We start from the raw sequence: 20,352 nt of genomic DNA, 5'->3' as shown, positions 1-20,352 counted from the left end.
CCTTAGTGCGGTGCGTTGCGCTTATTTTATGTTTTGGAGTTATTCCTATGAGTTTCTTATCTAATGCCCTCTCCGCGACTGCGGCTGTTGTACTTTCTGCGGTGACTCTGTTCTCTGCCCCCCTGTTTGCCGCGACTCAACCAATGGCAGACAGTATGCCGATGTCCCACCCTCATGGGGCGATGATGGCGGATAGCGCCGCTACTGACGCCGATAATTACCACTCGCGCGGGCAGATTAAAGCCTGGAGTGCCAGCGGTGTCTCCATCGCCCACACCGCTATTCCGGCGCTGAACTGGCCACCGATGACCATGAGCTTCGACCTGCCGGAGAGTTTGGTCGCAGCCCCCTTGCCGGTCGGCACGCCAGTGACATTCAGCTTTCGCCAAACCCCTCAGGGCTATCAGTTGACCGCCATTTCAGCGCAGCAGCCGTAAGGCGGGAGTCACCATGAACTCATCACTTAATCACCCGCCACAGGGGCGGCACACGGCTGCATGGCGTTTAGGATTTGTCAGTTGGTTGATGGCAGCGGCGTTCACTCTGCCCGCAGTGAGCCACGCGGCAGACATCACGCTGGAACAGGCGCTCACCTCCGCTGAGCGCTATTCGGCTGAGCTGTCTGCTAACCAGCATCAGGTTAATGCGCTGGAAAATATGGCCAGTTCCGCCACCCAATTACCTGATCCTAAACTGAAATTCGGCATTGAAAACCTGCCCGTCGGCGGCAACAATGCCCGCCGCTTTACCCGTGAGGGCATGACCATGCAGCGCGTCGGCATCATGCAGGACTATATCAGCAGCGATAAACGGCAAAGAAAGGCCGATACCCTCAGCGCCGAAGCACGTAAAACCGCCGCGGGTAGTGAAACCATCCGCACCCGGCTGCAAAAAGAGGCCGCACAGGCATGGCTGGATCTGGCCCTAACTGAGCAGGCGGTCAGTGATGCCAAGGTGCTGGTACAGGAGAGCGAAAAACAGGTGGCGCTGCAACGGGCGGGAGTTGCCAGCGGTGGCGCACTACCCAGCAGTGTGCTTGATGCCCGCCTGGCCCTCTCATCGATGCAGGACAGATTGACCACCGCCTTGCGGGATGTCGCCCTGGCGCAAACCCAGTTGACCCAGCTGACCGGCATTGAGGTCAATCACATCAGCGGCCCCTTGCCCCATTTCACCCGTCTGCCTGCCGAGATAACCCTGTTGCGCGAGGCCATCAACCAACACCCGGAGGTGTTGCTCGCCAGCCGTGAAGCGGATGTTGCCAAAGCCCGCTCGGCGCAATCGGCTATTGCCGCCACCCCCGATATTGGGATTGAAGTCTATTACGCCAAACGGGCGGACGAATATGAGGATATGGCGGGCGTGATGGTGACCGTCGATCTGCCGCTGTTCCGCTCACAACGGCAGGACAAAGATTACGCCGCTGACCTCTCGCGCTCCATGGAAGCCAATGACCAACTGACCTTACTGACCCGCGATCATCGGGCGCAGCTCGACACACTGTTGGCGCAGTATCAGGCCAGCCAGCAGTTATGGCATCGGCAAACAGCTGAGGTGTTACCGCTGCAAAAACAACGGGTTAATTTGGTGATGGCACAATATCAGGCCAATAAAAGTGATTTGGGCAGTGTGCTGGAAGCACGGCGCGCCCTGCTCGACAGCCAACTCAATGCCAGCAATGCCGCCAGAGAGTTAGCCCGCACTTGGGCTGCCATCCGTTATCTGACCCCGCAGGAGAGCGCGCAATGAAAAAGCAATTGAGTTTAACCTTGGTGGCGGTCGCGGTGATCAGTGGCCTTGGCGGTTATCTGTTAGGGCAACCGTCGTCAACTACCCCAGCAGCAGCGGCAACTCACGCCGATGCAACAGCAGAAAATAGCCGCACCGTGCTCTATTGGTACGATCCGATGTCACCCGGTCAACGTTTTGATAAACCGGGTAAATCGCCTTTTATGGATATGGACTTGGTGCCGCGTTATGCCGGTGAAACCACTGACGATGGCGGCGTGACCATCAGCGCGCGTCAACAGCAAAATCTGGGGGTTCGCACTGCGCCAGCAGAGATGCGCGCGCTCAACTATCGCCTGCATGGTTACGGCACCGTCGCCACCGATGAGCGCACTCTGCAAGTGATCGCCGCGCGTGCTAACGGCATCATTGAACAGTTGTACGTGCGCGCCAATCAGCAACCGGTCACTAAAAACCAGCCATTAGCTCAACTCTGGGTACCCGATTGGAGTGCCGCCCAGCAGGAGTATCTGGCGATCCGCACCCTGGGTGATAGCCAACTGACCGCCGCCGCCCGCCAGCGGCTACAGCTGCAATTTATGCCCGAAGAGGTGATTCGTAGCGTGGAGAGAAGTGGTCAGCCGCAAACACGGGTGACACTGCGCTCCCCCTCTGATGGCTATGTGAATAAGCTGGATATCCGCGTCGGCTCGCAAGTCACCGCGACACAATCACTGTTCGAGCTGGCGAGTCTTGATCCGGTATGGATCGTCGTCGATTATCCGCAATCGCAAGCCAGTTTAGTCACTCTCGGCAGCACTATTGCGGCCACCACCGCCAGTTGGCCGGGTGAGACTTTTCATGGCAAAATCAGCGAGTTACTGCCCAATATGGAGCTAACCACCCGCACTCTCAAGGCGCGAGTGGTGCTGGAAAATCCGCAGCAGCAGCTCAAACCGGGTATGTACCTGAGTGTGCAATCGACATCCGCAGATAAACTGCAATCGGTGCTGGCGATCCCGCAGGAAGCCTTGCTGATGAGCAGCAACCGCAACACCGTGCTACTGGCACAAGGGGAGGGTCACTTTAAGCCAGTCGAGGTGAGTACCGGACAAACTCAGGAGGGTTGGGTAGAGATCAAATCCGGCTTGAATGTGGGCCAGTTAGTGGTCACCTCGGGTCAATTCCTGATTGATTCAGAAGCCAACCTGCAAAGCGCCCTGCCGCAAATGGATGACACTCCAGCAGCCGTCACGCCGCCAGCAGAGAGTGCAGCTGGCAGCCCAGTTGATATCTACTCGGTGCAGGGGGAGGTCAAAGCTATCAACGGCCAGAGCATCACCCTATCTCACGGCCCGATAGCCGCACTGAAATGGGGGGCGATGACCATGGATTTCCTGCTGCCCACGAGCAAGTTAGCACCGGAAATCGTGGTGGGCAGCCGGGTTAATTTCACCTTTACTCTCAGCGAACAAGGGGCGCAGATCCGCCAGATCCAGCCGATAAAATCAAATAGCAGTGCCGATATCCATGGAGGCCACTTATGATTGCCGCCATTATCCGCTGGTCACTGCGCAACCGCCTGCTGGTGCTACTCGGCGCGGTGATGATGGCCGCGTGGGGAGTCTGGTCACTGCAACAGACCCCGCTCGATGCCCTGCCGGATCTCTCTGATACCCAAGTAATTATTCGCGTCAGTTACCCCGGCAAAGCGCCGCAAGTGGTGGAGGATCAGGTCACCTATCCACTCACCACCACCATGCTCTCGGTGCCCGGCGCCAAAACCGTACGCGGTTTCTCGATGTTCGGCGATGCCTATGTCTACGTGCTGTTTGACGATGGCACCGATCCCTACTGGGCGCGCTCACGGGTGCTGGAGTATCTCAGCCAGGTGCAATCTACCCTGCCCGCCGAGGCCAAAGCCGCACTGGGGCCGGATGCCACTGGTGTCGGCTGGATTTATGAATATGCCTTAATCGACAGAAGTGGCAAACACAGTTTGGCGGATCTGCGCGCACTGCAGGATTGGACGCTAAAATTTGAGCTGAAAACCGTGCCGAATGTCTCGGAAGTCGCCAGCGTCGGCGGAATGGTGCGCCAGTATCAAGTGGTGCTCGATCCCGAACGGATGCGGGCGCTAAATCTCTCCCATCAGCAAATTGCCAACGCCATTACCGACAGCAATCAGGAGGGCGGGGGGTCAGTGCTGGAGATGGGAGCCGCCGAATATATGGTGCGGGCCAGCGGTTACCTGAAAACGCCAGCTGATTTCAGCAATATCGTGATCACCAGCCGTGATGGCACTCCCATTTTACTCTCCGATGTCGCCAGTGTGCGCATGGGGCCAGAGATGCGCCGTGGCGTGGCGGAGCTGAATGGTGAAGGGGAGGTCGCCGGCGGCATCATTGTGATGCGCTACGGCAAAAATGCGCTGGAAACTATCAATGCGGTGAAAGAGAAGCTGCAACAGATTCAGCGCAGCTTGCCTGCTGGGGTGGAGATCGTGCCGGTTTATGACCGATCGCAACTGATCACCCAGGCCATCGACAGCCTATCATTTAAGCTGCTGGAGGAGTTTTTAGTCGTCGCGGTCATCTGCTCACTGTTCCTGTTCCACTTCCGCTCAGCACTGGTGGCGATCATCACCCTGCCGCTGGGGATCCTCGGCGCCTTTATCGTGATGCACTATCAGGGGGTCAATGCCAATATTATGTCGCTCGGCGGCATTGCCATTGCTATCGGGGCCATGGTGGATGCAGCGATCGTCATGATCGAGAACATGCACAAGGTGCTGGAGCAGTGGCGGCGGAGTCACCCCGGACAAACGCCGGCCAGCCAGGACTATTGGCGCATATCAGAGCAGGCAGCCATTGAAGTCGGCCCGGCTCTATTTTGCAGCTTATTAATCATCACCCTATCCTTTATTCCGGTCTTTACCCTACAGGCGCAGGAGGGGCGGATGTTCTCCCCGCTGGCCTTTACCAAAACCTACGCCATGGCGGTTTCGGCGGGTTTAGCCATCACCCTGGTTCCGGTATTAATGGGCTATTTTATTCGCGGAAAAATTCCCGATGAGAGTGCCAATCCAATTAACCGCGCCCTGATTGCAATCTATCATCCGGTACTCACCGCCGTGTTGGCGCGGCCTAAAACCACCCTGGCGATTGCGGGTATGTTGCTGCTGGCAACCCTCTACCCCCTCAGTCGCTTAGGCAGCGAATTTATGCCCGCGCTGGATGAAGGCGATTTGCTATATATGCCCTCCACCCTACCGGGGATCTCGGTACGGGAAGCCAGCCACTTGCTGCAACAGACTGATCGTCTGATCAAAACGGTGCCGGAAGTGGCGACAGTATTTGGTAAAGCCGGGCGGGCCGAGACAGCTACCGACCCCGCGCCGCTCACCATGATCGAAACCACCATCCGCTTTAAGCCAAAGGATCAATGGCGACCCGGTATGACCATGGATAAGTTGATCGAGGAGCTGGACGCCACTGTCAATGTCCCCGGCATTGCCAATCTGTGGGTGCCGCCGATCCGCAACCGTCTGGATATGCTGTCCACCGGCATCAAAAGCCCGGTCGGGATAAAAGTTAACGGCAAAAATGTGCAGCAGATCGAGCAGGTCGCACAACAAATTGAGCAGGTGGTGCGCAAGGTGCCCGGTGTCACTTCAGCACTATCTGAACGGCTGGCAGGGGGGCGCTATGTGGATATCGATATCGATCGCCTGCGGGCGGCCCGCTATGGGGTATCAGTCAAAGAGCTGCAATCACTGGTGGCAACAGTTATCGGCGGGCAAAACATCGGCGAAACCATTGAGGGGCGCGAGCGCTACCCCATCAATCTGCGCTATCCACGGGAAATTCGTGATTCACTGCAAAAACTGCGTGATTTACCGGTGGTAACGGCCAATGGTGGGCAAGTGGCGCTCTCCGAACTGGCTGACATTAAGGTGAGCGAAGGCCCACCGATGCTGAAAAGTGAAAACGCGCGCCTATCCGACTGGGTGTATGTCGATCTGCGCGGGCGAGATTTGAAATCAGCGGTCACTGAGATGCAGCAGGCGGTGGCACAGCAAGTGAAGCTGCCGGAAGGGGTATCACTTGGCTGGTCTGGGCAGTTTGAATATCTGGAACGGGCGACGGCAAAACTGAAAATTGTGTTACCCGTCACCCTGATGATCATTTTCGTGCTGCTCTATGTCACCTTCAGCAGTGTGCGCGATGCCGCACTGATCATGGCCACTCTGCCCTTTGCACTGATTGGTGGTGTCTGGCTGCTGTATGGATTGGGATATAACTTTTCCGTTGCCGCGGCGGTAGGCTTTATCGCACTGGCGGGGGTCGCGGCGGAATTTGGTGTCATCATGGTGCTCTATCTCAATCAGGCCGTGAAAAAGCATCAACAACCCGGCATAACCATGACCGCCAGCCAGATGAGCGCCGCGATCCACGAGGGGGCCGTGCTACGAGTGCGACCAAAAGCCATGACCGTCGCCACCATCATGGCGGGCCTGCTTCCAATCATGTGGGGTGGCGGGACTGGTTCAGAAGTGATGCAGCGCATTGCCGCACCCATGATCGGCGGAATGGTCAGTGCACCACTACTTTCGATGCTGGTTATACCGGCGGTCTATATGCTGCTGCATAAAAAAGGTAACGAAACGCCATAAAACGGCAATAAAAATCATCCTGGCCCTAACTCTTGCCTCAAAGGAGTTAGGGCGCTCTCATTTGCTGTCATATCACTTCTCAGCACAACTGATGTAACCGAAAAGAAATTAATCCACTCAACACCAATAACCCGCACCATTTAGCGCCCACATAAGGGCTAAATAAGATATTGGCAGCGCCCTCTATTCTCTATTGATATCTCATAAAAACCAAATATTATATTTTAAGGTATAAAAATAGAATGACTCGGCAGAAATAAAGAAGAACCATCTATTAACTGTAACTTAATTAAAAATGAAATTACATAAAATATAATACAATAGAAAAATAATAAGAAAAAGAAACGATAAATAATAAACTTTAGGCTAACGATGCTCATCACAGACTTGTTAACAATAATTAATCCGTGCAAGAATATGCTGAGTAAACATTAGAACTGTTGAGATTTAGAATAAATCAGGCGCACAACATCTTAATGCTCTTACTACTATCATTAGATCGCAACAGAAACAGTAAAAACACTAAAATAATAAGCGTAACCCTTATAAAGGATAGGTGGCCGCCAATATGGAGACAAATGAGATTGTGTTTAAATTAGAAGGGACAGTGCTATTCTCCCCTGCACAACGCTGCTTAAATGGGCCCAATGGGGCGATTGCGATATTAACTGAGAATAATATTAGGTTTTTAAAACTATTACTCAGCGGCGTGACTGAAAAAGAGCAGATCATTAATCAGGTGTGGAAAGAACAACGGGGCGCGGTCAGCGAAAGCAGCTACTACGGGCAACTCTATATGTTGCGCAAAGCATTTGTTCAAGTCGGGCTGAAAGAGTCGCTGATCCATACTATTCCACGCAAAGGTGTGCGCTATATCGGTGCCGTCAACCAAATCACAACCTGTGATGAGGCGACTGAACAGCCACAACAGAGTGAAACCAACATCCTAGCCACAGCAGCCCCCGCACCACTTGCCCTCTCCCCCTCGATGGCAAGTGTGGTTGCGCAAGTTGCGCTGCCGCCTACTAAACCGGGGTTTTTACAAAGCTACCGCTGGAAAAAATTAATCTCTCTGCTGGCATTTTTCTCTTTCTGCTGGCTCTCATTCCTCTCAGTCTTAGTCATAATTATATTATTTCATGGCGATACTCCTCATCCTTAACACCATTAATCAGATAAGGATAATTTAACAAGATTAAATGATGATAATGAAATGGCACTGGTGAAAAAAAAACAGTTAAATAGCTACCACTACGAACGAGGCGAATATAAACACATCGATTCGGGAAGTAGTCAAACACCCAACTAATCTAGTTAAGTATCTACTTAGAATAAAATAATGGGGAATACCCCCCACCACTTAAAAACTTAAAAGGAAAACGAATATGATGAACTTAATCACTAAAGGCTATATCGCGACTCAACTGAAAACCGAAGAATTCATGAAAGATAATCGAGGTTCCATTATTGAATACGTCATGATTATTGCTTTAGCGGCTATCCTTATTGCGTCAGCCAAAGGACCATTGGAACAGATGGTTCTTTCCGTGATCGATACAGCCAAAAATGCAGTAAATATTCCTAAGGGGTAACGCCTTAGAGCTGAGAGGCAACAGATATAAATTTAATTATTCAATATGGCAACCTTAGATTGCCATATTGAACTTCTATATGAGGAGCCATATTGGGAATTATTAATTTTTTGTTAACCAGCTTATTAATGCTACAGCTACTGCTAATTTGCTATAGCGACATCCGCCACCGTATCATTAGCAATAGGTTTATTATGACTATTGCAATCAATACATTAGCTTTAGGTTTTTTTCAATACCATAGGGTCAGTATCATTATTCCACTGTTCGCACTAGTGACTGGCTATATCCTATTTAATTTCAAACTGATTGGAGGTGGCGATGTAAAGTTAATTACCGTATTACTATTAGCTTTAACCGCAGAGCAATCGCTAAATTTCATACTCTATACGGCAATCATGGGGGGAGTTGTGATGATTATAGGTATGCTTATCAACCGCGCTGATATTCAACAACGAGGAGTACCTTATGCTGTCGCCATTACTGGTGGTTTTTTATTATCTCTATTTACCTAAAAATAAATAATTTGTCTCCCATAAGCATAGAGGTTAGCAATAATGAACCGTAAACTTATTTTATTATTTTCACTTATCATTATAGCAATAGGTGCCGCAGGAGTATTGGGTAATAGGGAAGATGGCAGCAATACTCTCACTAATCTTGTCGAACCAAAAAAAGAGAAAATCGCCACTATTATGCTGGCACAATCAACACGCGACCTATCTTCAGGCACCATCTTAACTAAAGATGATTATGCGCTAAAGACAGTGATGGTGCCAGAATCTAGCCAACTAATAAAAAGTGATCTATCAAACCCTGAAAACATTAAAAGTCACTTATTGAAAACAAATATTCTTAGTGGCTCTTATATTACTAACGAGATGTTGGTCTCACCAGAGAGTAGTGAATTTGATCGCCTAAGCTTAAAAAAAGGTGAAGTCATTTATAAGTTTGATATAGAACAACAGGAGCAGCACTTACTTGATGTCTTAAATTTCGGTGATACCCTTTCATTACAATTGAGAACCCTTGAGACAGATTTAAGAAAAGGAGTGGAAAATGGTATTGCTATTAACACCCAAGAGATGAATGACAGAAAAAAACAGAACTACTTATTAACTGAAGTCATTCCCAACATGCGAGTAATAAGGATAAAAAAGTACTCCGCCAACGAATTATCAGAAGAAAATAAGAAAAACCAAAAGACTAAAATCTCATTAGTTGGTTATATAGAGGTCATAATCAATACTGAGGAACTGAATATAATACACTTAGCGGAAAAATCGGGTGATATATTCCTGATACCAGGTACTGAACTCCGTGATGAACATCATACATCAAAAAGCTTACATGACATTTTCCCCAAACTACGCACAATAAGAGAGCTAAGAGGATGAGATCAGTCAGAGCAAAATATCTAAACTGGGATACATTGTTTTTTTTACTTATCATCACGGTGTTACAAATAGTAGTTAACAAAGCCAATGCAAAATCGGTTTATATTTCTTCAGGTGAATCATACATCATTAAAACAGAGGCAGAGATAGATACTGTTTTTGTCTCTTCGGCCGCTGTAGCTGACTATGAATTAGTCAATAAAAATAGCATTATTGTTTATGCTAAAAGTGAAGGAACCACAGAAATCATATTATTTGATGATAAACACCAGGTGCTCGCAAAGAAAACTATCTTGGTAAATAATATTATTAACGCGGCAAATAAGCGAGTACTGATTGAGTATCCCGACAGTAACATTGACATTGATAAAATTGGCGACAGCTACATCTTAACCGGGATAGTGGAGTCAGAAGAGGAGAAAGACACCATCGCCACTATTGTTGGCGAGGCTATTGGTAGTCAGAAAGAGAAAGCCAGCGAGAAACAATATCTCAGCACGCCAGATTATGCACACATCGTTAATAAGTTAAAACTACCACAAGCTAATCAAGTCAATGTCAAATTAACCATTGCTGAAGTCACCAAGGATTTCACTGAAAATGTCGGGGTAGATTGGAGCACTATGGGTGACGCCATTGGCTCTTTCCAGTTCGTTAAATTCAATGCCAATGGTATTAGTACATTAGTACATGCAATTAATGATGAATCTATTGCTCGTGTGTTAGCTGAGCCGAACCTCTCGGTATTATCAGGTGAGAGTGCATCATTTTTGGTTGGCGGTGAAATTCCTATTGCAAGTAACACTGAAAATAGTCAAACAGTGACTTATAAAGAATTTGGCATCAAACTCAATATTGGTGCCAAAGTAAATGAGAAAAAACGGATACGCATTCTCTTAAATGAAGAAGTTAGCAGCATAGGTAAATCATTTAGCATGGAAGGCGGCGATTCTTATCCTTCATTAAAAACACGTAAAGCCGCAACGACATTAGAGCTGGGTGATGGTGAAAGTTTTATCTTGGGCGGTCTTATCAGTAATAGCGAAAGAGAGTCGCTCAAAAAAATTCCATTTATAGGTGATATTCCTATATTAGGTGCTTTATTCCGCAATGCGCAAACTGAACAAAGCCAAACTGAGTTGGTCGTGATCGCCACAGTAAACCTGGTAAAACCTGTCTCAAGAAAAGAGATCGAACTACCTGATTTTATGCATACCTCAACACTTGAACGCCTCTTTAACTTTACCCATATTATGGAAATAAAAAGAGAGAGGATGGCTAAAGAGTTCCTAAGCAAGGGAGGGTTTATTAAGTGAAATTTTTATTAATCAGTAGCACACTCTTACTACCTAATTTATCTCATGCCACAACAATAATTAAGCCTATAGAGAGTGATCGTTCATTTGTTTTAGTTAAAAAAGACAAACTTACTGTAAACAGTAATAGTAAAGATGTCTATTATCTGAACAAAACTGAATATAGCCATTGTAAGTATAATCTTAATGACTATCGTGCATTAAAAAACAAAGCTATAGGATGTGCTGTAAATAACAATAGAAAACGCTCTAGTGACAATGGTGATATATGCAACTAATTCTCAACAAAGACTTAATCAGCAGAAAAGAGCATAAAATTAAAAATACCATTGTCATTATTTCCGAAAGAAACTGGGTAATTGAAAAAATATCTGAAAAAATACGACTGACGGACATAAATCAAATTAAAAGCGTCGAAAAGGATATTTTTAATGTGACAGCGGTAAATATTCCAGATCAGACTGTCGGAGTGATCCTTGACATCAGTGACAATGGTGATGTTGAAGATATATTAAATTTAATAAAAAATCATGTCCCTCGTGACTGCTGGTGTGTTTTAGTCGGTGATATTGACTCAATCACTATTGCACAGCAGTTTACTGAATGCGGGCTACTCTACTTAAATATTCAGTCACAATCAGCTGAACTAACACAATATTTACTGAAAGGCATTCAGATAGAATCAGAAAGAAAAGCCTTTTTTATCAGTGTGCTCGGTTGTAAAGGGGGAATTGGCACCACACTACTCAGTTATCATTTAGCTCATGAAGTGACTCAATTAAGAAAATCCCCCACTCTACTGTTACAAGGTAGTCAAGGATCGCAAGATCTTGACCTGGTGACAGAAAAAAAGATGAGTGCAGAGCTAACTGAATATCAAAAAAACCTTGATCTGATGTTATGTAAAGAGAAGAAGTTAAGTGATATTAATTTTCATAAAACTAAAAAGCATAGTTTTATTGTATTCGATCAACCAATTTATAATACACCGAAAGAAAACTTAACAGATTATATCGAATACTCTAACTGTATAGTTTTAATACTAGACAATAGCATGATATCAGTTCGGATCGCCAAAGAGTTTATTGATACTTATTCTCGTTTTAAGCGAGATAACAAGCGAGGTATTAAATTAATAATTTGCTTAAATGAGAGCCGTCCAGTCACTAAAGACATGCTAAACACCTCAGATGTGCAATCATTATTAGGACGAACAATAGATATTAAAATACCTTATATAAGCAAAGGAAGTGATTCAATTAGTCACTCAAACTACTTTGGCCGTAGAAAGAGATCAATTACCGAATTAGCCAAACATGCACTTGGCATTCGTATTAATACATCGGTATATAACAAAATGTGGATTAATAAGATTATACAACTGCTAAAATAAAAGGCTCATCATGAAGATACCATTATCTACACAAGAGTTAATCCGAGAAAAAATGCTAGCGAATATTGACACAGATAAGGTGGAACATCTGGTCAATGATTATAGCAGACTAATTAATCTTATTTCTCAAACATACCATGAGCTATTTAATGATAATGAGCATCAACTAACGACTCAAGATCAGAAAAAAATAGTCGAAATGATAGCAGATGAAATTACAGGATTTGGTCCACTAAGAGAGTTAATGGAAGATGACTCTATCAGCGACATTATGGTTAATGGCCCGGAGAAAATATTTATTGAGCGCTATGGGCTAATAAGCTTAAGCGATCGCCGATTTATTAATAATACTCAATTGACTGATATTACCAAGCGCTTAATGCAACGTGTAAATCGCCGTATTGATGAAGGTAGGCCTCTGGCTGATGCCCGGTTAATTGATGGTAGCCGCATCAATGCAGCAATAAGTCCTATTACCTTAGATGGCACAGCACTCTCGATCCGAAAATTTAGTAATAATAAAAGAAAATTGGAAGACCTAGTCGATATGGGGGCAATGAGCAGTGATATGGCCAATTTTTTGATTATTGCCGCCAGTTGTCGGGTCAATATCGTTATCTCTGGCGGCACCGGTTCCGGGAAAACGACATTACTCAACGCACTATCAAAATACATCTCTGAAAATGAGAGAGTGATTACCTTAGAAGATGCAGCTGAACTCAATCTTGAACAACCCCATGTGGTGCGCATGGAGACACGCCTAGCGGGGTTGGAAAATACCGGACAGATCACGATGCGGGATTTAGTCATTAACTCATTACGTATGCGCCCCGATAGGATCATTATTGGTGAGTGTCGCGGCGAAGAAACTTTTGAAATGCTCCAGGCGATGAATACTGGCCATAATGGATCAATGTCAACACTACATGCTAATTCACCTCGTGATGCCATAGCACGATTGGAGAGTATGATCATGATGGGGCCAGTTAATATGCCCATTTTTACTATTCGGCGTAATATTGCCTCAGCAATCAATCTAATAGTACAGGTCTCACGGATGAATGATGGATCCAGGAAAGTCCGTTATATAAGTGAAATTATGGGGATGGAAGGTGAGAATGTCGTATTACAGGATATTTTTTCATTCAAGCCAGATAAAGAACGTGATCAACAAGGTAAAATCCAGGGGGACTTTATTAATCATGGCTTATTTAGCCGCTCCGCTGTCAGGATAAATGCTGATATCTATAACTTATCAAATGAGTTAAGTAGTATTTTTTCAGTGGTGAAATAATGACATACTATATAATATTATCATCTGGTATTCTATTGTTGGTATTAAGCAGCTTGAAATGGATTAGAATAAAAAGATCCATTGACAACACTGAAAAAAGGACATTCAAAAAAAATCTTCAGATCACAAATTTCTTTAGAGAAATATTATTAGAGTGGACTGGCTACTTATCTTATATAGTTAAAAATAAAAACAAAAAGCATATAGCCATTCCGATGATTTACTTAATTTTTATATATTCAGTAAATTATAACTGGTTCCATATTAATATTTTTCTTATATCAGTATTTATCTTTATCAGTGTGATACTCCTCCAATTAAGGTTTTCGAGAAAAATGCATCATGCTATTTTTCATCAGGACTTTCCTGAGGTCATCTTGATGATAACCATGGCAGCCAGTAGTGGTGCAAGTATTAATCAAATATTAGAGCGTTGTGGATATGAAATAAATGGCCCATTGGGTGATGAACTTACCCTTATTTGCCGAAAGCTTAATTTGGGTGAGTCACCTGAAACTGTTTTTTATGATGCCTATCAGCGTTTTCACTACCCCGAGTTTTATTTTCTTATCACTATAATATTACTTAATCTGCAACAAGGTGGGCAATTAAGGGAGCTGACTAACCGCTTATCAAGCGTTATAGCGAAAAACAAAACATCTGAGCAGAAAAAAGCCGTAATGACCGCTCAGACTCGGATGTCAGTAAATATTATATCGTTAATGCCGCTGGCATTCTCTCTTTTACTCTATTTTATTGATCCGACAACAATAGAGTCAATGTGGAATCATAGTATTGGTAAGCTTATTTTTTACTATATTATCGCCAGTGAGTTAATTGGACTGGCATTAATAAGGAAAATGCTCAGGAAGACGTTATGAAAATATATTTTCTTATTGCTATCCCTCTATTTTTGATTGCCATGCTATTAAAGGAGAAATCAAAATCAAATAAAATCTCAGTATTTAATCGAGTAAATGGGCATGATAAAACACAAGAAAACAAAGAGAAGGTAAAAGAAGAGAAAGAGCAAGACGATAACTTAGCTCACTTTATAAAACTGCCAGCTATATTTTATAATATGGTTTATCTGAAGTTACTGATCATCATAATAGTCCTAGCAGTAGCTATTATATTGGTCGTGACAGGTACAATTACTATTAATCTGAACTCATTGATAGGGATTGGATTCATTACCATACTCGCGACCCTTTATCTGCCGAAAGTGATGATAAAAAAAATTATCGCCAGGCGAGTTGAATCTATACTTAAGTCGCTCCCATTCTTTATTGATATTACGGCCGCATGTGTGCAATCTGGAATGACAATAGACAGTTCACTGAGTTATGCTGCAAGAAAATTTGAGTTAATAAACCCAGACTTGAGCTTAATAATTCTCAAAATGGCTAAACGGGCAGAAATAAATGGTCTAGAAAGCGCAATTAAAGAGTTGCATCAATGCTCCACTGCAACTGAAATAAAAATGTTTTGTAGCACACTACAATACAGTATCAGTTTTGGTTCTACTGTTTATGACCAATTAATTAAGCTATCTCAAGATATAAGAGAAATGCAACTGTTAGTCACAGAAGAAAAAATAAGTAAATTGTCGACAAAACTGACACTACCTTTGTTTATTTTTATTCTTATTCCCTTTGTCGTATTAGTTATCTCACCTAGTGTTCTGGAGTTAATCGCTTATGTACAACAAGTTTAAATCTATACTCGCCATCTCTCTGTTTACATTTATAATCACTGGTTGCTCTTCTAATAATCTGAGTAAAAAGGAGTTCTCTTATCGAGAAAGTATTTTACTTAAAGCTAATAACTATGGTGGGCTTATTAGCTTATATCGTGAACAACTAAAAACAAAAGAGAATGATGCAGTTAGGCTAAAATTAGCGAATGCATACTATCTTGCCGGTGATAGTCAGTCGTCTTTATATTATTCAAAGCCAATAGTCGATAAAGAAAATGAATATTACTATATTTTGCAAACCAAGAATCTCATTAACAGCAATGATAATGTGGCAGCAAAAATTGCGGTAAAAAAACTCCTCGCTATTTCACCGAAGAGTTCGGAAGCCCATAACTTGCATGGAATTATATTAGCTAATGATGGTGAAACCCATCAAGCTAAAATTGCTTTTGAACAAGCTCGCACTTTATTTATATCTGATGAAACCGCAATGAATAATCTTGCTGTCGTGGCAATGCTTGATGAACGTTATACTGATGCGGTTAGAATACTCTTACCTGACTATCTGGCCGGAAATAAAAACCCACAATTATTACATAACCTGGTGTTTTCACTTATTCAACTTGGTGATACTGCGTATGCAAAAAAGATAATTATTGCGGATAAAATGGCAACAGACCCTGATGAGCTAATATTAGCATTGAGTCAGGTGAGCCATCTTCGTCAAGAAAAATTAAGTTCCGAAGGTGTATGATGTGCAAGATAAAACGGCTATTTTTTCAATCAAATAGCGGCTCTGTTGCTATTGAGTTTTCAATACTCTTTATTCTGTTAATTTTCACACTGTTATTTTCAGCAGAAATCTCTCGCTTACTCTATATTTCTGCCAGCCTGGATCTGGCAGTTTCAGAAGCGGCAAAATCAGCTAAAAATAAGAAAGAAAATGATAGTGCAACTTATCAGTCGGTATTCCTTAATCGCCTAATGGCTCAGCAAGGTGTATTGGGGGCTTTTATAACCAATAATAACGCGGTCACTGCTAGTGTAGAATTTAGTGATAACATATCAGATATCATCGCTAATAAAATGAGCAAAGTATATACAGATCAAAAACTAGCACGTTATAGTGTTAGCTATACCTATAGCCCCCTTTTTTTCCCGATTCCCTCCGTCTGGTCTAATATATTGTTATCTCGCGAGGTGATTTTTGTACAAGAAAATTAAGCGTAATAATTTTATTCTCAACTGCCATGGTTCGGTAATTATCGAATTCGCATTTGCGGTTTTTATTATTACACTGCTTATCAAAGTGTTGCTCTCAGTGGCAACATATCAATCAACAGTGGGTAAATTGGATCGTATCTCATACTCTATTGCCGGGATAGTAAGGGAGCGGAGTAAATTATATGGCAGTGACTATCGTCTGACTCAGATGCAAGTTGAGGAGTTAAAACGTCTCGCTGAAAAAATGCTATTAAATTCGGGCATGAAGAGTTCTAACTTGGCGATGACAATTGAGACATTGCATTTTTTGCCGAGCAATCCTGAAATAAAAGATATTGATAATCAGAATACTGTTTCAGTTAGCCTCGGCTCATGCCAACCAATACGACCACTATCTAAGATGATAAATTTGTCACCCTATGCCCATACTGGCCGCTGGATACCGCTGTATCAAGTCACATTATGTCTGCCGACCGCAGGGGGAGGTTTGGCTATTCCGATAACATCGTCAGCTGTGGCGATTGAACGCTAACGCCTAACTCATAGCAACATGATAATAAAATTAATAAGGAAGTTTATGCTCACTAATAGATCCATTTTTCGTCCCGGCAATCTACTATCTCTCTTTATAATAATAAGTCGGAAATTTATAAAAAATGATAAAGGAGCCATTTTATTACCCTTTATTATAATATTGCCATTTTTCATTGCACTATTATTTCTGTCCTTTGAGATTTCGCAGCTATTGCAAAAAAAAGCTAAACTCTCTGATGCTATTGAGCAAGCGACATTAGCATTAACGGTCGAGAATGATGACCTACCGGACGAGCTTCAAATGAGAAAAAATGTTTATTTAGTCTCTAATTTTTCTAGTGCATATTTGCCATTAGAGCATTTCTCAGTACCGGAGATCGATATAAAAAATAATTGTGGCCAATTGACATATAATGCGAAGATTACCATGAGCTACTTTGCTAATTTCTTATCTAAAACAGCTATGACAAATACAATCACCACAATAGGCACTGAAGATAATGGTGCTGCCATAAAACAAGTATCTACAATTCAAGATAAAGCTACTGATGTCATCTTTGTGGCCGACTATTCTGGATCAATGAATGAGGGTTTTCATGGTAAAGTCCCAAGAGGAGAAAAAATAAATGCCTTAAGAGATGTATTTAACCGATTGAATGGTAGCATCCTCAAAAATAGCAATATTAATCTTATTGGTTTCGTACCCTTCTCGTGGGGAACAAAAAGAATCGTAATAGAGAATAATCAAGAAAAAAAGTATTGTCATTTTCCTTTTGTGCCCAAGCTATATAGAGCAGATAATAACTACTTTCGGCAATACACTGTATCTGGACTAAAAAAATTCCCTGGACTGGAAGGATTGACTGATATTGATAAGATTAACTATGGGGAACTAACGTTGGGAGAATATAACACCCTTACTAACGTCATAAAAAACATGGCTAAACAGGAATATAGAAATAAGGCACTGGAGTTCCTCCGCATTACACTTAATATTCCAACATACATGCAACAAATGATATTTATAACGACTACCATTGATTATGACGCAACAATTAAATCAATAAATTCAGATGCACAATATATCGATATTCCATTAGATGATATAATAAACGAATCTATTTGCCTGAATAACTCCAATGCATACTCACTAGATAGTCATAATAGTCATGATGACCTCATAGATAAAATGATAGCTATGTCACCTTTGGGCCAAACACTCGTCAGTTCTGGGATATTATATGCCAATACCCTATTTAAAAAAGAAAGCAATAACAGTAATAATAAATTAATGGTAATTATCTCTGATGGTATTGATGTATTTATAAATGATACCACAATACAACAAAGTATTTATATATCCAAGACACTGATAGATAAAGGGATGTGCGAAAGAATCAAAGAAAATAATATTAAAATGGTTTTTATCGCCATCAAAGATGGCTCAAATGAAACTAACGAACCAGCAAATTATATTGATTGGAAAAAATGCGTCGGTGAGGATAATTATTACTACGTATCTGATGCCCACGAGCTAGAAGCCGCTCTCAGGCAGTCATTAACAACAACCTCTAGCGAGGTAGTAGGCCGCAATATACCTAAGCATTAGCATCAGGCGCGGTCACACTCACCGCGCCTAAGAGAGGCTATTTAGCGCCGCCCGCTTCCATGCCGACCAAACCAACCTTGAGATATCCTGATTTGCGTAGCGCATCCATCACGCTCATCAGGGTCTCATAATCCACCACTTTATCCGCCTGGAAGAAGATGGTGGTCTCTTTATTGGATTGAGTCACTTTATCTAGTGCCGCTGCCAGTGTATCGCGATCAACCTGCTGGTCACCGACATATAACTGGTTATCCGCTTTCACCGTCAGGAAGACCGGTTTCTCCGGCCGTGGCTGCGGCACCGCTGACGATGCCGGTAGATCCACTTTGATATCCACCGTGGCTAATGGCGCGGCCACCATAAAGATAATCAGCAAAACCAGCATGACATCGATAAACGGCGTCACGTTAATTTCGTGCAGTTCACCGCTTTCATCGAGGTTATCATTCATCCGCATCGCCATAGATCACCCCGCACGCAGTTGATGAGGCTGCTTAGATGACTTTGCTTCACTGCTGCTATTCAGATCGAGGTCACGGCTTAACAGCAGTAGCACCTGTGCTGCGACATCACCCACTTGCGCACGGTAAGAACCAATCAGGCGAGCAAAGATGTTGTAGATAACTACCGCTGGGATGGCGGCGACCAGACCCAGCGCTGTTGCCAGCAGGGCTTCAGCAATGCCCGGTGCCACGACCGCCAGATTGGTGGTTTGTGAATGAGCAATGCCGATAAAGCTGTTCATGATGCCCCAAACTGTACCAAACAGCCCCACGAAGGGTGAGATTGCACCGATAGTGGCGAGGAAACCATTGCCTTTGCCCATTTGGCGGCCAATGGCTGCCACCCGCCGCTCTAAGCGGAAAGCGGCACGCTCTTTAATGCCGTTGTTGTCATTCGACTCTGCTGACAATAAACGTTCGTTCTGCGCTTCACGAAGCAATAGGCTGCTGATGCTATCTGAGGCAAATACCTCTGCACGCTCTGATGCGGTATCCAGATCCGTCACTGCGCCGATGACTTCATGCTCTTGCAGTAAGCGGCGGCGCGCGCGGAATAGCTCGGTGCCTTTGGAGAACAAAATGGTCCAGGTGACAATTGATGCCAATACCAGGCCAATCATCACCCCTTTCACCACCACGTCGGCATGTTGATACATTCCCCAGACAGATAAGTCCATCGCCAGCCCTTGTGGAACGGGTGCCGCTATTGGCTGAACTGTCGCCGCCGGGCTTGCTTCGCTGTTTACTGCTGTTGCAGCGACGGCAGTTAGCTCCGGTGCCGGTAGCGGGGTCGATGTTGCTGTTGTTGGTGCCGCAACAGATGAAGCAATGGCACTGCTGTTGCCGGGTGCTGCTTGTGCATGACCTGCTAAACCGGCCACTAGCAGTAATGCCACTACGCCTGTCATCATCCGGCCTTGCACGAATGATCTATCTTTAATCTCTTTGCCAGCTGTTTTCACGCTGTGCCTCCACCCAATATACATATCAATTTAAGGACGAAATCAGCTGCCGATCATATCAAACAAATGGGGGATTGATAGTAATTATCATTAGTGTTTACGCCGATTTTTTGCGAAAAAAAGAGAAATTGCCTGATATCAGGGACTACGCGACTTCGACGCACCAGATTGAGCTATTGGCTGTACAGCGGGAGTGCCATTAAGTGTAAAGATGGGAAATTGATTAATTGAGCGTCATAACACCTGCGCAACCTAAAATACCCCCTATTTATGATTCCTTAATAAATCTCCCATTTCGCGACTTCCGTAGCATTTTCCCATGACAAACCCACAGAAAACAGCGGGTCACCCTATTGAGTTTTTTTCATGCTAAAAACTGCGCCTACACAACAATCATCATGTTAACGTAAGAAATAATTTCCCCTA

At 44.2% G+C, this 20,352-nt stretch carries 20 protein-coding genes; 18 read left to right on the top strand and 2 right to left on the bottom strand.

Going from position 1 to position 20,352, the window contains the following annotated elements; genetic code table 11:
* Window positions 1–47 precede the first annotated feature (47 nt).
* The 18 genes from FFE93_RS03255 (at window position 48) to FFE93_RS03170 (ending at window position 18,461) form a co-directional block, all read left to right on the top strand.
* The gene (locus FFE93_RS03255) at window positions 48–437 is read left to right on the top strand and encodes a copper-binding protein (protein ID WP_138774763.1); all 390 of its coding nucleotides are present in this window, start codon (window positions 48–50) and stop codon (window positions 435–437) included.
* A 13-nt stretch (window positions 438–450) separates the two neighbouring features.
* Window positions 451–1,749, top strand: a complete 1,299-nt coding sequence (locus FFE93_RS03250; RefSeq protein ID WP_138774762.1) for a TolC family protein — start codon at window positions 451–453, stop codon at window positions 1,747–1,749.
* Window positions 1,746–3,275, top strand: coding sequence for an efflux RND transporter periplasmic adaptor subunit (locus FFE93_RS03245; RefSeq protein ID WP_054872960.1), 1,530 nt, complete (start codon window positions 1,746–1,748; stop codon window positions 3,273–3,275). Before FFE93_RS03250 ends, FFE93_RS03245 begins: the two co-directional genes overlap by 4 nt.
* On the top strand, window positions 3,272–6,403 hold the full coding sequence (locus FFE93_RS03240; protein ID WP_054872959.1) for an efflux RND transporter permease subunit: 3,132 nt from the start codon (window positions 3,272–3,274) through the stop codon (window positions 6,401–6,403). Before FFE93_RS03245 ends, FFE93_RS03240 begins: the two co-directional genes overlap by 4 nt.
* Window positions 6,404–6,971: 568 nt before the next feature.
* Window positions 6,972–7,565: a transcriptional regulator gene (locus FFE93_RS03235; protein WP_032896537.1), complete on the top strand. Its 594-nt coding sequence runs from the start codon at window positions 6,972–6,974 to the stop codon at window positions 7,563–7,565.
* Window positions 7,566–7,788: 223 nt separating this feature from the next.
* Window positions 7,789–7,995, top strand: a complete 207-nt coding sequence (locus tag FFE93_RS03230; protein WP_138774761.1) for a pilus assembly protein — start codon at window positions 7,789–7,791, stop codon at window positions 7,993–7,995.
* A gap of 92 nt (window positions 7,996–8,087) precedes the next feature.
* Window positions 8,088–8,510: a prepilin peptidase gene (locus FFE93_RS03225; RefSeq protein WP_005271170.1), complete on the top strand. Its 423-nt coding sequence runs from the start codon at window positions 8,088–8,090 to the stop codon at window positions 8,508–8,510.
* Between the two features lie 42 nt (window positions 8,511–8,552).
* The gene (locus FFE93_RS03220) at window positions 8,553–9,392 is read left to right on the top strand and encodes an SAF domain-containing protein (RefSeq protein WP_138774760.1); all 840 of its coding nucleotides are present in this window, start codon (window positions 8,553–8,555) and stop codon (window positions 9,390–9,392) included.
* Window positions 9,389–10,708, top strand: coding sequence for a type II and III secretion system protein family protein (locus FFE93_RS03215; protein WP_049602687.1), 1,320 nt, complete (start codon window positions 9,389–9,391; stop codon window positions 10,706–10,708). The genes FFE93_RS03220 and FFE93_RS03215 overlap by 4 nt, the downstream gene beginning before the upstream one ends.
* The gene (locus FFE93_RS03210) at window positions 10,705–10,986 is read left to right on the top strand and encodes a hypothetical protein (protein ID WP_072083903.1); all 282 of its coding nucleotides are present in this window, start codon (window positions 10,705–10,707) and stop codon (window positions 10,984–10,986) included. Before FFE93_RS03215 ends, FFE93_RS03210 begins: the two co-directional genes overlap by 4 nt.
* Window positions 10,977–12,101 (top strand): pilus assembly protein CpaE, encoded by a 1,125-nt coding sequence (locus FFE93_RS03205; RefSeq protein WP_054872953.1) that lies wholly within the window; start codon window positions 10,977–10,979, stop codon window positions 12,099–12,101. Before FFE93_RS03210 ends, FFE93_RS03205 begins: the two co-directional genes overlap by 10 nt.
* A 10-nt stretch (window positions 12,102–12,111) precedes the next feature.
* The gene (locus FFE93_RS03200) at window positions 12,112–13,395 is read left to right on the top strand and encodes a CpaF family protein (protein WP_054872952.1); all 1,284 of its coding nucleotides are present in this window, start codon (window positions 12,112–12,114) and stop codon (window positions 13,393–13,395) included.
* On the top strand, window positions 13,395–14,276 hold the full coding sequence (locus FFE93_RS03195; RefSeq protein WP_032896530.1) for a type II secretion system F family protein: 882 nt from the start codon (window positions 13,395–13,397) through the stop codon (window positions 14,274–14,276). Before FFE93_RS03200 ends, FFE93_RS03195 begins: the two co-directional genes overlap by 1 nt.
* Window positions 14,273–15,112: a type II secretion system F family protein gene (locus FFE93_RS03190; RefSeq protein WP_032896527.1), complete on the top strand. Its 840-nt coding sequence runs from the start codon at window positions 14,273–14,275 to the stop codon at window positions 15,110–15,112. Before FFE93_RS03195 ends, FFE93_RS03190 begins: the two co-directional genes overlap by 4 nt.
* Window positions 15,096–15,848, top strand: coding sequence for a tetratricopeptide repeat protein (locus tag FFE93_RS03185; RefSeq protein ID WP_054872950.1), 753 nt, complete (start codon window positions 15,096–15,098; stop codon window positions 15,846–15,848). Before FFE93_RS03190 ends, FFE93_RS03185 begins: the two co-directional genes overlap by 17 nt.
* Window positions 15,845–16,318 carry a TadE/TadG family type IV pilus assembly protein gene (locus FFE93_RS03180; protein ID WP_409994328.1) on the top strand — a complete coding sequence of 158 codons (474 nt, stop codon included), beginning with the start codon at window positions 15,845–15,847 and terminating at the stop codon, window positions 16,316–16,318. The genes FFE93_RS03185 and FFE93_RS03180 overlap by 4 nt, the downstream gene beginning before the upstream one ends.
* Window positions 16,302–16,850, top strand: coding sequence for a tight adherence pilus pseudopilin TadF (tadF, locus tag FFE93_RS03175; RefSeq protein ID WP_138774759.1), 549 nt, complete (start codon window positions 16,302–16,304; stop codon window positions 16,848–16,850). The genes FFE93_RS03180 and tadF overlap by 17 nt, the downstream gene beginning before the upstream one ends.
* A gap of 45 nt (window positions 16,851–16,895) precedes the next feature.
* Window positions 16,896–18,461 carry a pilus assembly protein gene (locus tag FFE93_RS03170; protein WP_138774758.1) on the top strand — a complete coding sequence of 522 codons (1,566 nt, stop codon included), beginning with the start codon at window positions 16,896–16,898 and terminating at the stop codon, window positions 18,459–18,461.
* Between the two features lie 37 nt (window positions 18,462–18,498).
* Here FFE93_RS03170 and exbD read toward each other — a convergent pair whose 3' ends face one another.
* Both exbD and exbB read right to left on the bottom strand, forming a co-directional pair.
* Entirely contained in the window at window positions 18,499–18,924 is a 426-nt protein-coding gene (exbD, locus tag FFE93_RS03165; RefSeq protein ID WP_004390102.1) for a TonB system transport protein ExbD, read from the bottom strand.
* Window positions 18,925–18,927: 3 nt separating this feature from the next.
* Complete coding sequence (gene exbB / locus FFE93_RS03160; protein ID WP_186367690.1) at window positions 18,928–19,926, bottom strand: tol-pal system-associated acyl-CoA thioesterase; 999 nt, start codon at window positions 19,924–19,926, stop codon at window positions 18,928–18,930.
* Window positions 19,927–20,352: the final 426 nt, after the last annotated feature.

It is taken from the genome of Yersinia sp. KBS0713 (genome assembly GCF_005937895.2).
Taxonomy (GTDB): domain Bacteria; phylum Pseudomonadota; class Gammaproteobacteria; order Enterobacterales; family Enterobacteriaceae; genus Yersinia; species Yersinia bercovieri.
This window is presented reverse-complemented; position numbering and strand designations above follow the sequence as displayed.